The organism is Lentibacillus salicampi, from assembly GCF_004565465.1.
In the GTDB taxonomy this organism is placed as follows: domain Bacteria; phylum Bacillota; class Bacilli; order Bacillales; family Amphibacillaceae; genus Lentibacillus; species Lentibacillus salicampi.
Map to the genome: position 1 here is coordinate 1 of NZ_SRHY01000062.1, position 12,675 is coordinate 12,675.

9 protein-coding genes are annotated in these 12,675 nt (G+C 45.3%); 8 read left to right on the forward strand and 1 reads right to left on the reverse strand.

Going from position 1 to position 12,675, the window contains the following annotated elements:
- Positions 1 to 135: 135 nt before the first annotated feature.
- From E4U82_RS18540 to E4U82_RS20070, 3 genes are all read left to right on the forward strand, one after another.
- Entirely contained in the window at positions 136 to 249 is a 114-nt protein-coding gene (locus E4U82_RS18540) for a YvrJ family protein (RefSeq protein WP_156418789.1), read from the forward strand.
- A 310-nt stretch (positions 250 to 559) separates the two neighbouring features.
- Positions 560 to 3,724, forward strand: a complete 3,165-nt coding sequence (locus E4U82_RS18545; RefSeq protein ID WP_135111736.1) for a DEAD/DEAH box helicase — start codon at positions 560 to 562, stop codon at positions 3,722 to 3,724.
- A gap of 74 nt (positions 3,725 to 3,798) precedes the next feature.
- On the forward strand, positions 3,799 to 3,951 hold the full coding sequence (locus tag E4U82_RS20070) for a hypothetical protein (protein WP_167751488.1): 153 nt from the start codon (positions 3,799 to 3,801) through the stop codon (positions 3,949 to 3,951).
- Between the two features lie 42 nt (positions 3,952 to 3,993).
- Here the strand turns inward: E4U82_RS20070 and E4U82_RS18550 are convergent, their stop codons facing one another.
- On the reverse strand, positions 3,994 to 5,286 hold the full coding sequence (locus E4U82_RS18550; protein WP_135111737.1) for a hypothetical protein: 1,293 nt from the start codon (positions 5,284 to 5,286) through the stop codon (positions 3,994 to 3,996).
- A 547-nt stretch (positions 5,287 to 5,833) separates the two neighbouring features.
- Between E4U82_RS18550 and E4U82_RS18555 the strand changes: the two genes are divergently transcribed.
- The 5 genes from E4U82_RS18555 (at position 5,834) to plsY (ending at position 11,719) form a co-directional block, all read left to right on the forward strand.
- Entirely contained in the window at positions 5,834 to 6,874 is a 1,041-nt protein-coding gene (locus E4U82_RS18555) for a TAXI family TRAP transporter solute-binding subunit (RefSeq protein ID WP_209300609.1), read from the forward strand.
- The gene (locus tag E4U82_RS18560; protein WP_135111738.1) at positions 6,874 to 7,407 is read left to right on the forward strand and encodes a DUF1850 domain-containing protein; all 534 of its coding nucleotides are present in this window, start codon (positions 6,874 to 6,876) and stop codon (positions 7,405 to 7,407) included. Before E4U82_RS18555 ends, E4U82_RS18560 begins: the two co-directional genes overlap by 1 nt.
- A gap of 23 nt (positions 7,408 to 7,430) precedes the next feature.
- Complete coding sequence (locus tag E4U82_RS18565; RefSeq protein WP_245183652.1) at positions 7,431 to 9,608, forward strand: TRAP transporter permease; 2,178 nt, start codon at positions 7,431 to 7,433, stop codon at positions 9,606 to 9,608.
- 255 nt (positions 9,609 to 9,863) lie between these two features.
- Complete coding sequence (locus E4U82_RS18570; protein WP_135111739.1) at positions 9,864 to 10,898, forward strand: NAD(P)H-dependent flavin oxidoreductase; 1,035 nt, start codon at positions 9,864 to 9,866, stop codon at positions 10,896 to 10,898.
- 197 nt (positions 10,899 to 11,095) lie between these two features.
- Positions 11,096 to 11,719, forward strand: coding sequence for a glycerol-3-phosphate 1-O-acyltransferase PlsY (gene plsY / locus E4U82_RS18575; RefSeq protein ID WP_135111740.1), 624 nt, complete (start codon positions 11,096 to 11,098; stop codon positions 11,717 to 11,719).
- Positions 11,720 to 12,675 lie beyond the last annotated feature (956 nt).

Genomic DNA, 12,675 nt, shown 5'->3' on the forward strand with positions numbered 1-12,675 from the left:
CTCCTTGGTACTTAAATTCGAGGTCATTGCAATGACACTCTCTATCGTACCAAGAGGGCTCTATTTTTGTACAACCGATTCTAGCCCCACTTATCCTCAAATTTCTTTATATACAGGAATGCTTTTTTATGGTCTATTATACAATCAGGCTTTCCGATCATGGTGACGTTTTACTTGCTGCACCGGATCGAAGGCAAACTCAATGATCTGATTGAATCCATCCACGCACTTCCGGGAAAAATGAAATGACAATCTTGAAAGCTCCAGTGTGTATCGGAGCTTTCAAGATTAAAAATTCCCTGGTTTCAATATACTGTATACGACCATATGAGATAATCAAGAAAATGGGCGGGGGTGATTTGATGTACGGAATCAGCAGAGAACATCCCACACTGGCAAAAAACATTAAAGAGAATCTAACTGCCAACTAATCACCAAAAAGACGTTTACAATCACGAGAATTCTCCCATCCTATTAATAGTCTTTAGTTTAAAAACGACTCCATGTCATATACAATATTACTAGTAAAAAAGATGGCAGAAGGTAGGGTAAATGTGTTTTGAAACAGATCCGCGATATTGATATAGAAAAGATGTTTTCAGACACCGTCTATCAGCGCGGCCTGAACTATTACCAGAATGGCCTGGTCGGTGATCTGATTTATGATAAAAATTTTAAAATCTGGTCGGCGCCGGTACAAGGGACAGAAGAATACTATGTGGATATCCATACGGCCCAACTGTCGAACGGCTCGATGGATGTGTATTGCGATTGCCCGGCTTATGCCACGTTTGGCCCCTGCAAACACGTGGCAGCGGTCCTGATTAAAATCAGCCAAAGCGATATCGATAACCCGATCAAAAAGTCCAGGGATTATAAGGCGACCGACTGGCTGATGAACTCAATCGCGTCACTGGCCACGTATCAGCCGGCATCCGAAATCACCCTGCAGAAAGTGCCGCTGCATGTCGAATATTATTGCAGGTGGAACCATGATCACAACCTGCTTCTGGAGTTGAAGGTTGGCGAGAACCGCCCGCTCGTGGTCAAAAAAGTGCAGTCATTTTTGGAAGATGTGTTTTCCGGAAACGAGCATTACTTTACGAAAACATTTACTTATAATCCGGAAATCCATTACTTCCATGACCAGGATATGGCAATACTTGAGCAGCTTTATGCCATTGTCAACAATGAAAAAATTTATTTTGACCGGAATATTTATCGGTTTATGGATGCACCGGAAAGGGCGGTGGTTATTCCGCCTTTAAGTGCAAAACAGCTACTGCGGATGCTTGTGGAACGTCATTTTACTGTGAAAGTGAAAGAAGCGACTTACCAGAACATCGCGATTGCCGAAGGAGAGCTCCCCTTTCAATTCGATCTGAGCAGAATGGAGAGCGGTGAATTATCATTATGGATGCAGGACATGGAGACAATCACCTATTTTGAAAATTATGGACTGTTATTTTCACAAGGCACGTTCTATTTTCCGGCCAGAGAACAGCTTCCGGTGATTGCCCAGATAACCTTCGCCGGACAACAAAGTAACCGTTTGCCGATTACAAAGGAAAAAGCTGACGACTTCATTTCCCAAGTAGTTCCGTCTTTGAAAAAAGTTGGCGATGTGCAAATTCAGGAAAACATCGCTGATGAAATCATTCAGCTGCCACTCAAGGCGAACTTGTACCTGGAACTGCAGGAAAACTTCATTACCGGAAACATGACCTATCACTACGGCAGTCATGAGATTGATCCGTTTAATGGGCGTGAGCCAGATGATGATGTCATTATTATTCGTGATGTGGAAAAAGAACAGCAGATCATGAACCTGATTGAACATGCGAATTTCCACTACAATGGTAAAGAGCTCTATATTCCTGTTGATGAAGAAACACTCTACGACTTTTTGTTTAAGGTGCTGCCGGTGCTTAATAAATATCTGGAATTGTACATGACAGATGAGATACGCCAGTTTTTCATCGACCGCCAGCCGTCACCAAGCACAAGCGTGCAGCTGGAATCGTCATCCAATCTGTTGGATATCGGCTTCAATATTGAGGGCATTAATGATGAAGAAGTGAATCAGGTGCTCAATGCAGTTATGGAGAAAAAGCGGTACTATCGTCTGCAGGATGGTGCTTTCCTATCGCTGGAGGGTGAAGAATTTACTTCCATGAAACAGCTTTTCGATGATTTGGATATTCAGCAGGCCGATTTGCAGGATGGGAATGTGCAAATGCCTGTCTACCGAGGTGCGCAGGTGGATGAGCTGATCGATACGAAAAAACAGTATGATCCAGCCTTTCAAAAGCTGCTGAATCAATTGCGGTCACCGGAGGAACAAGTTTACCCATTGCCCGAAAATCTGCAAGCGGAATTGCGGAATTACCAGCTAACAGGGTTTCAATGGTTCAAGTCATTGAGCCATTACCATCTTGGCGGTATTCTTGCCGATGACATGGGACTCGGGAAAACGGTGCAAAGCATTGCCTATATTCTGTCAGAACTTGGTGATACGCCACATCTGATCGTGGCACCATCGTCGGTGTTATACAATTGGAAAAATGAATGTGAAAAATTTGCGCCTGATTTACAGGTAGCCGTCATGGCAGGGACACCTGCTGAACGTGCCAAAATGATTGAAGAAAATGGTGGCAAAGACGTTTGGATCACTTCTTATGCGACATTGCGGCAGGATATAGAGATATATCAGGAGAAAACGTTCCAGACGCTGATTCTCGATGAAGCACAATACATTAAGAACTATGCAACCAAGACATCCAAGGCCATCCGCCAAGTTAAGGCAGGCAGACGGTTTGCTCTGAGCGGCACGCCAATTGAAAATTCAATTGATGAACTGTGGGCGATTTTTCAGGTGATTTTACCGGGGTTAATGCCGCCCCAGCGCAAGTTCAAGCAGCTGGAGCATGATAAAATTGCATCCCTGACCAGGCCGTTCATTTTACGCCGGGTTAAGAAAGATGTCCTGAAAGAACTGCCCGAAAAGATTGAATCGGTTCATGTCTCCGGGCTGACGAAAGATCAGAAAGACCTTTATGTCGGCTATTGGCGTCAGCTGCAGCAAGAGGCCGCCCAGTCAATGAAAGAGAGCGGCTTCCAGCAGAATCGGATGAAAATTTTAGCCGGACTGACGCGCTTGCGACAAATTTGCTGCCACCCATCTGTATTCGTGGAAAATTATCAGGGTGAATCAGGCAAATTAAACCAGCTGATGGAAACCGTCCAAAATGCGGTAGCCAATGGAAAGCGGATGCTAATTTTCTCACAGTTTACCAGTATGCATGAAATCATTGAGGGAAAATTGCAGGAAGCAAACATTGATTACTTCTATTTGCACGGCCAGACCGGATCGGAAGAGCGTGTGCAAATGAGCGAACGTTTCAATAACGGCGAAAAAAGCGTGTTCCTTGTTTCCTTAAAAGCTGGGGGTACCGGCCTGAATCTGACTGGTGCAGATACAGTCATCCTTTATGACCTTTGGTGGAATCCGGCAGTTGAGGATCAGGCAACAGGGCGGGCGCACCGATTCGGCCAGAAAAATGTCGTCCAGGTGATTCGTCTTGTGACAGAAGGAACGATTGAAGAAAAAATATATGAAATGCAGCAGAAAAAACGGGAGCTGATTGATCAAGTCATCCAGCCCGGCGAAACAATGCTCTCAAGCCTGAACGAAGAAGATGTGCGTGAACTGTTGAATATCTAAACGGCGGAAGCATTTTACAGAATTGCAGAATAGTTTTATAATAGGATTTACGGCTGACGGAAAGGATGGTTTACATGAGATATTTTTTCAAAGGAACCGTCAAGTTCATCGTATCGAACATTGCCGTTGTTTTCACAATAATGCTTCTACCTGTATTTCTGATTACCGACACAGTACCCGTTTTTGATGAGCTGATGAGTTTTTTATTTGATAACCATAACACATGAATGTTCAAAGACCGGATTCGAATATCCGGTCTTTTGTAATGGTCATTGATTCAGTTGAAATAGTTTCCGCGGGCGGCCTTTTACATAAGGCTTTTCTTCTCCGGCTGTTTTTATGACATTCCCTGCTGCCAGCTTTTTAATGGTGCGCTCAGCACTGCGCTTGGTTACCCCGTAATAGTTAGCAATATCATTGGAAGAAAAGGGTTCATTGTTCCGAACTTCGATAAAGTTGATAAAGTTATAGGATAATTCATTATTTAATTTGGCCTCATGGATCAGGGACCGGTATAACATCGATGGGTTAAACGCTTTTTTGACACCGAGCGGTCCAATCATGTCACTCCGTTCGTTCACGATATAACATGACCCTTCGTCTCTTTTGTCACATGCCTGAAGTGCAAGTTTGGCATTGTCTTCGGCCTGTCTGGCGGTCAGTCCAAGTCCGAAGCCGATATCAACTGGTACTGCCAGCGTGCTTTCCATTTCTTTTAATAGGGGGAAATCACGGTAATGGCTGGTGATGTGGTTCAACGTGCCACGTGTTCCGAATAATACAAATTGGTCATGACTGTTTGGTAAAATGGATGCATACGTTTTCCGGAAGTAATCGAATAAAATTTGCTGCAGCGTCGCTTGCATTTCCTGGGTATAGACAACGCCTTTTTCTGATTGGATGGCCGCGAAGTCTTTAATGCTGACATACCCCGCAACAATTTGGGCACTTGTTGATTGGTTAATGGAAGCAATGGATGTCGCTTTTTCAATTGCTTGCATCAGATTAAGTTTCGGGATATCCATACAGCTGACTGGTATGTTTTTTTCCTGCAGGGTTTGATGAACGTCACGGATGGATGTCAGGACATAATCAATCTTTCCCGCTTTCCAGAGTTCCGTGTGGTGCTCCGCAATTTGTCTGGTATCAGTGCCGTGTTCGTGTCCATAGCTGTATGTATGAATGGATTCACGGCTGATATCAATTTCCTGAAGCACCTCGTCCACATGACTATCGTCCGGTATGTCAATGGACAGCCGCGTTAACTCCTGATTCTGAACATGTCTGATATGATAAAAAGATGACAGGAGCATATAAGCATCGAAATCCACCTGCACGGCAGGAAGTCTTTTTTTGTCAATGGTTTCCTTTGCATGTAAATAGGATAGGGCGTCGGCAAATAAATAGATATCACACATAAACGCCTTTTCCACCAATTCCCGTATTTCCCCGGTATCAGAATAGACAAATGGCAATAGTTCGACGTCCTTAAGACTTTCCGCAAGCCCGTCGAGCCTGTCCCTGATCTCCATCGGGCAAAAGACGGCCACTTTGACTTTCATGCTGATCCCCCCATACGAATTTCTATCAAATGTTTTGTTCTGGCATCAGAAAGTATAAGGTATGGATGACCTTATAAGAGAAACGGCTCTACACGAAAAAACACGTGAATGCGCGTTTTTCTAAAAAAGATAAGAAAGAATAAATTTTATGGTTATATAAAGCTCTTTGTCAGTAATAGCCATGTCCAGCTTCGACGTACAGGACGTACTAGTGCCGGCGTTGGCACAGGACGTGCCGAACTTAGCCGGCCAGCGCCTACCCCTCTCGAGGTCTTAAGCCATCATTTTACGTGGCAAAACCCACCACTACGAATGCTTGCTTAAGCTTTTCGGGGGTGAACAAGGCACCCTTCGCTTTTCTTATATAGATTGTATGACATAATATGTTAATAGGTATCATAGTACGGAATTTTCTTAATATTGTCAAGAAGTATTTAGGTAAATTTCTTCATAAATTTATTATCGTAATATTTGAAAAACTTGACAAATAACGTGAAAACAGTTTTAATCTAAGTAAGATTGCGAAATTATAAAAGGGGGAATTTTCGTGAGGAATCTGAAACTTGTGGGGTTATTACTGGTTGTTTTACTGTTCGCGCTCGCAGGCTGCGGCAGTGCTCAGAATGAAGGCGACGATTCTGACAGCGGCAGTGATGATGGTGGAGGAGATGAAGCATCATCAAGTGAAGAAGTTCGTATAACGCTTGGCACTGGTGGTATGAGTGGTACGTACTATCCTTTGGGAGTCGCGATGACTGAACAGATTTTCTCCAATGCAGAGGGCGTTTCCCAGGCACGTGCGGTATCCACGGGTGCTTCGGTAACCAACGCACAGGAATTAGCTGAAGGAAAATATCAGGCGGTTCTTGTCCAAAATGATATTGCTTATTATGCCGTCAACGGCGAAACATTGGCTGACTTTGAGGGAAATACTGTAGACAACATGGCTGGCATGACGTCGTTGTATCCTGAAGACATTCAGGTGGTCACAACGGCCGACAGTGATATTGAGTCGCTTGAAGATCTGAAAGGCAAAAACGTGGCTGTTGGTGACCAGGGCAGTGGCGCAGAAGCGAATGCCAATCAGATCCTGGAAGCAGCGGGGATTACGTACGACGACATTACCGCTGAGTTTATGGGCTTTGGTGACGCTTCCCAGGGATTGCAGAACGGTACGATCGACGCAGCGTTTATCGTGGCAGGTGCTCCAACAAGTGCGATTCAGGAATTGGGCGCCAACAAGGATATCAGAGTGCTTTCACTTTCCGATGAAATCATCAGCAATTTGACTTCTGAATATTCGTATTACACGGAGCGTACGATTAAAGCAGACCTTTACGCTGATTACGGTCAGGAAGAAGATATCACCACAGTGGCCGTTATGGCTATTCTTGTTGTGGATTCGGAACTCCCGGAAGATGTGGTTTATAACATGACAAAAGACATGTTTGAAAACAAAGATGCACTTGAGGCAGCGCATGACCGTGGCAGTGATATCACGCTTGAAACTGCGACAGATGGTATGTCTATTGACCTCCATCCGGGCGCAGCCAAATATTACGAAGAAGAAGGTGTATCGGTCGACTAATGAATGCCTCTTCTGACAAACGGCCAAGCCTGCATAAACGCAGGCTTGCCCTTTTATTCATGGGTTTGATAATAGTTGTGGGTATTTATTTGCTTCTGAAAGATGTTCACGTCATGTACGCGACGGCAGATAATGGTGATGTATTGATAGCCGAGCGGATAAGTTCCGATACAACGTTTTCGTCACGCTATCTCCATTCAGTGGTCAAGTGTCCGATTATCGAGAAGTATGTTGTGGGCGACGATTATGAGATGGTCTTAATGGAAAGCTGGAATTGCAGCTTTGGAGCAGGAATTGAAACAGAACCCCCGCCCGGTGCAACGGATCGCCTGGAAGACGGATTTTATGTGATCGATCAGATTGATAAGCCCTTTCAGGAGGTCCTGTTCCATCCGGTCAGCATTGCAGAACAAGTGCTGACAATAGATGGGGAAAAGTGGGACATCTCAAATGAACCATTTGAGGGGAGGACCTTTTCACTTCAGATTGAGAAGGAAAATTGGCTCACTTACTTGTGGAAAAGACGATCATGAGAGACTGGGAAGGGAGGCTCTTTATGGCAGACTCAAACATCGATACAAAAGTCAGTCAAGAAGAAATGAATGAGAAACTGGACGAGCTGGAGGGCAGTGACCGGACGTTGTTTGGCTGGATGGCGACCATTGTATTAACGGTTGCAGTGGCATTTTCACTGTTCCATTTATATACAGCGGGCATCGATATGCTGCCCAGGATGCAGCAGAACGCGATTCACCTGGCATTTGCCTTAACCCTCATATTTTTGATCTTTCCGTATAAAAAGCGCCTCGGACAAAAGAAAATTCCCTGGTATGACATGGTGTTGGCGGGACTTGGCGCATCAACCGGTATCTATATATTAATCGTATCAGAGAGTTTGGTCGGCAAGGTTGGTAATCCGAACACACTGGATACCACGATGTCGTTTATTGCGCTTATTCTTGTATTGGAAGCGACAAGGCGCGTTGTCGGTAAACCACTCGTGATACTGGCAGCGATCTTCATGCTGTATGCGTGGGCCGGTGATATGTATTTGCCGGATTTTCTCGGTGCACGGGCGGTATTGCCGGATGTCCTCAACCACTTCGGCTTCACATGGAATGAAATAGCGGAGTTCATGTTCCTGTCCAATGAAGGGATTTTCGGTACGCCGATTACGGTTTCCGCCCAATATGTCTTTATTTTTATTTTGTTTGGGGCGTTTTTGGAAGTAACCGGTGCAGGGAAAATGTTCATTGATCTGGCGATGTCCCTGGTCGGATCGTTTAAGGGCGGGCCTGCTAAGGCTGCTGTTGTGTCTTCCGGTATGATGGGTTCCATTTCCGGAAGCTCGGTCGCCAACGCTGTTACAACTGGCACATTTACTATACCGCTCATGAAAAAAACAGGATTCCGGCCAAAAGTTGCTGGCGGTGTAGAGGTCGCAGCTTCTTCAAGCGGTCAGCTGCTCCCGCCTGTGATGGGTGCAGCTGCATTTATCATGGCTGACTTCACGGGGATTTCCTATTTGGAAATTGTTAAATCAGCCGCTATTCCGGCATTACTCAGTTATACAGCGATCCTGTTCATGGTGCATTTGGAAGCAAGCAAATATAATCTGCTGGGGATTCCACGGAAGGATCTGGTGTCACCGTTCAGAATTTTTGCCGGGCGTGGCTATTTGCTGCTGCCGATTGTTGCGATCATCGTGTTGCTCGTCCTGCGGCTGACACCGATTCTGGCATCATTTATGGCGATTGTTGGCACGATTACGATTGCCCTGTTTTCCTATCGCATGCAAAAGAACTTTGGATCAGGTTTTCTGGTTTCATTGCTGTTTATCGGAGCGGCTTATGCAGCCCATTTACTGTTTGGTCTGAATCAATATGTTACTTTCGTTTCAGCCGGAAGCTTGCTGTTTGCGCTTATCTGGTATGCGATGGGTAAAAAAGTAAAAGGTGAAAAGCAGGTCAAATTCGGTTTAAAGGAATTTTTCACGGCACTGGAGCTCGGGGCAAAGAACGCCTTGAGTGTAGTGGCGGCCTGTGCGACAGCAGGGATTTTGACCGGGGTTGTAACCATGACTGGTTTGGGGCCAATTCTATCGGGACTTATACTGGACCTTGCGAATAACCAGATGATTTTGGTATTGTTGTTCACCATGATTGCCTGTATCATTATGGGAATGGGTTTGCCGACGACTGCAACCTATATTGTACTGGCAGCGGTCATGGCACCTGCATTAATTCAGCTTGGCATTCCGGTATTAGCTGCCCATTTATTTGTATTTTATTATGGGATTTTGGCTGATGATACACCGCCAATCAACCTGCCGGCATATGCTACGTCGGGAATTGCTAAAGCAGATCCGGTAAGTACAGGTGTGCAAGGATTCAAGTTTGATATGGGTGCACTGCTTCTGCCATACGCTTTCGTCCTGAATCCGATGTTGATTTTGCAGGATGACACTGCAACATGGATGCAAATCACGTTAAGCGTCACGACAGCCTTTATTGGCATTATTGCCTGGTCAACATTTATTCAAAGTTACCTGTTTACCAAGTTTGGCTGGATTGAGCGGATACTCGCTGTCGCAGCGGCCGTTGTCCTGCTGAACCATACAGTCTGGACCGATCTGGTCGGAGTTGGTTTGTTAGCAGTGCTTATTGCTTATCAGTGGTGGAAGAAGAACCGGCAGGACAAATCAGGCAGGCAAACTGTGCAAGAAAATGTGTAGAAATGATTGGGCTATTTTACAGATAGTATAGTGAAATAGCCCTTCTTTTTTATCACGTCATGTAAGTGATGGATGATCTTATAAGAAATGAACACATTCATGAAAGAACGTGAGAGTGTGCGTTTTTAAATAGACAACGCTGGCGGCACAGGAGCTTAGGCGCAGAACGGCCTTCATCGGAGCTGGGTGTTCTAATGTGGGAGTGGGTTTCGTATTTATGGTAGCCTTGGAGGAAAAGGAAGGGGGCATGTAGTCGTGGATACTTTAACAAACAAGCTCGGGATAGACGTGCCTATTATTCAGGCCGGTATGGCAGGGGGGATCACTACACCGGAATTAGTCACAGCCGTTTCTGAGTCAGGTGCACTTGGAACAATTGGGGCCGGTTACATGAGTGAGGTGGCGTTGAAACAGCATATTCAGGGGGTTAAACAGCTGACAGATAAGCCATTCTCCGTGAACCTGTTTGCCGTCAACCTGGAAGTGTTTTCGGAGGACTTGGAGCCGATGCAGTCGTTTCTTAACCGGTTCCGTGGCGAATTGGACATGGATGAAGGTGACGATTCGGTCAAAGTCCATGATTATTTACAGGAAAAAGTGAGTGTCATCCTTGAGGAAAATGTCCCGATTGTCAGTACAGCATTCGGAGTACTTTCATATGTCCTGATTGATCGTTTAAAAGCGAATGGTGTCACGTTAATCGGTATGGCGACAAATCTTGATGAAGCTAAACAGCTGGAAGATGCGGGGTATGACGCTATTGTTGCTCAAGGGATGGAAGCTGGCGGTCACCGCGGGACATTCGATGTGGAAAAATATCCAAACGGCTGCCAAACGGGGTTGCACGTGTTGGTACAGGAACTTCTGGATCATATTGGCCTGCCGTTAATCGCAACCGGCGGTATACATACAAAATCCCAGGTTGATGTGTTACTGGGAATGGGGGCATCTGCTGTTCAGATGGGGACACGATTTTTAATGGCTAATGAAGCCGGAACAAATCCAGCTTACCGCCGGGCGCTGATCAAAGCGGGGACAACTGATACGGCAATCACGAAAGTATTTTCCGGACGCCCGGCACGATCTGTTCAAAACCGCTTCATTGCAGAGGTGGAGACAAGCGGGATTGATCCGTTGCCATTTCCTGTTCAAAATCAAATGACCAAGGACATCCGCTCCGCCGGAAAAGAATATGCGGTAGCGGATATGCAGTCGTTATGGGCAGGCCAGGGTGTCGGGATGATCGAAAAGGAAGAAAGCGCGGCGGAGATCGTGAGGTCGCTTGTATAGGGGGGAGCATTGTGTTGCGCTTTAAAATGAAGTTGTACTGATTATAACCTTCATTCGCGGCATGTGTAACAATAAAAACCTCACGAACCTCTTTTGCCGCAATACGACGGGCCAGTTAATTGAAGAGTCAAAGGGTTTCGGCTATGGTTGAATCCTATATAGTTGAGGATATAAAAAATTAGTCCAGGGGGGGAGTAATGGTTGATATTTTAAAGCTTTTTGCCGCCTTAGTTTTGGGATACCTTATAGGAAGCCTTAATACAGCAGTGATTGTAGGAAAAATATATGGTAAAGACATAAGAAGCCACGGAAGCAAAAGCGCCGGTCTTACCAATACTTTGAGGGTTCTCGGTAAATCTGCAGCGATATTTGTTCTTGTTGGAGATATATTAAAAGGGGTAATTGCTTGCCTAATAGGATTGTTACTTCCCGTATACTTTTTTTCGGGAGTAGCTATGGATTCCGTAAGCCTTTTAGTAGCAGGCGCAGGGGCAGTTATAGGGCATAACTGGCCAATATATTTTAAGTTTGAAGGGGGAAAGGGCGCACTTACAGCAGTGACTGTCCTGTTTATGGCTGACTGGGTTATGGGTCTTTTATGCATTGGCTTTTTTGTGATAATAACAGCTTTAACACGTTATGTTTCTTTGGGTACTATATGCGCCATAATGCTTATTGTGGCTATTTCATTTATTCCTGTTTTTGAGCATACCTTATATTTTAATATATTTGCCTGCGTAATGGCTCTTACAATTATTTTTAAGCATATGAAAAACATACAAAGGCTGCTTTCAGGAACAGAAAATAAACTTACTTTTTGATATTTTTTGCAGCGTCGAGCATCTCCCTTGTTCCTCAAACGGGCGCCGTTCGACAAGCTATGCTATAAGCGCTTTGAAGCGTGAAATGCAGAGGATTACTTAGAGTTAATCCAAACTTTACAACGGAGGATGGGAGTGACGGAACCAAGTTTCCCGAAACCATCCCGTCAATACTCCTGCATGCGTCATGACTGACAGGTCATGGGGGTTGAAGAACAGGTAGATTCGGCAGCACGAAGGCTGGAGCCACTCCATAGGAGAAGGTATGCTAACGGATATGCCGCACGGCTGAAAAACTGGATAAGGTGAGAATGTTTTCGCGAAAAGGAACTGACGAACTTTCGAATGTACGGGTCTAAAGTTTGGCCATAAGGAAACCTTAAGGGTCATCCAACGATGGCGTGAGTGGTGTAGAGTAAAAATGCGCCCTCTGAAATACACTATACCGGACAATGGCGGTATCCAGCTCACAGGCTTATAGGAAGCACCTACGTCCAGAATAGATAGCTACGTTGTAAGGCACCTGGAAAGCAAGGAACGTTGGAACAAGGACTGTCATCCAAAACGGTTGCTATAAGGCTTATGCCAAAAAGCATTTATCCTTGTGAGGGTAGGGGCATGACTGATGAATCTTCTGTAATGGAAGTGGAGGAACAGCCGCAAGTCCAGCGAATGGAACGATGGTTTTCCAAGCGTTCATCGCACCGATCGGGTAGGAATGTGTGACTTTACACAGTGCGAGCTTTCAAACAAAAGGTTTGGATGTGACCTCTTTGTTTGGAGGTAACGAGGAACTTATCATCTAGTAGATTCAGTTAGATGGAGCGCGGAGTGCGGGGAAACTTGCACGCTCCTTGTTGAGCAGGTTGCGCCTTGCAAGCTCAAAGAGCGCATGCAGCCTGAAATGGCTGCCTTGATAAAGCTTAGCCAGCAGTCATGTACCGAGTCTTGCGTGG

What these genes read in the sequence shown, in the direction of transcription:
- E4U82_RS20070 (WP_167751488.1), top strand. Translation starts at nt 3,799, where the DNA reads ATGAGATATTTTTTCAAAGGAACCGTCAAGTTCATCGTATCGAACATT.
- E4U82_RS18550 (WP_135111737.1), bottom strand. Translation starts at nt 5,286, where the DNA reads ATGAAAGTCAAAGTGGCCGTCTTTTGCCCGATGGAGATCAGGGACAGG.
- E4U82_RS18560 (WP_135111738.1), top strand. Translation starts at nt 6,874, where the DNA reads ATGAATGCCTCTTCTGACAAACGGCCAAGCCTGCATAAACGCAGGCTT.
- E4U82_RS18565 (WP_245183652.1), top strand. Translation starts at nt 7,431, where the DNA reads ATGGCAGACTCAAACATCGATACAAAAGTCAGTCAAGAAGAAATGAAT.
- plsY (WP_135111740.1), top strand. Translation starts at nt 11,096, where the DNA reads ATGGTTGATATTTTAAAGCTTTTTGCCGCCTTAGTTTTGGGATACCTT.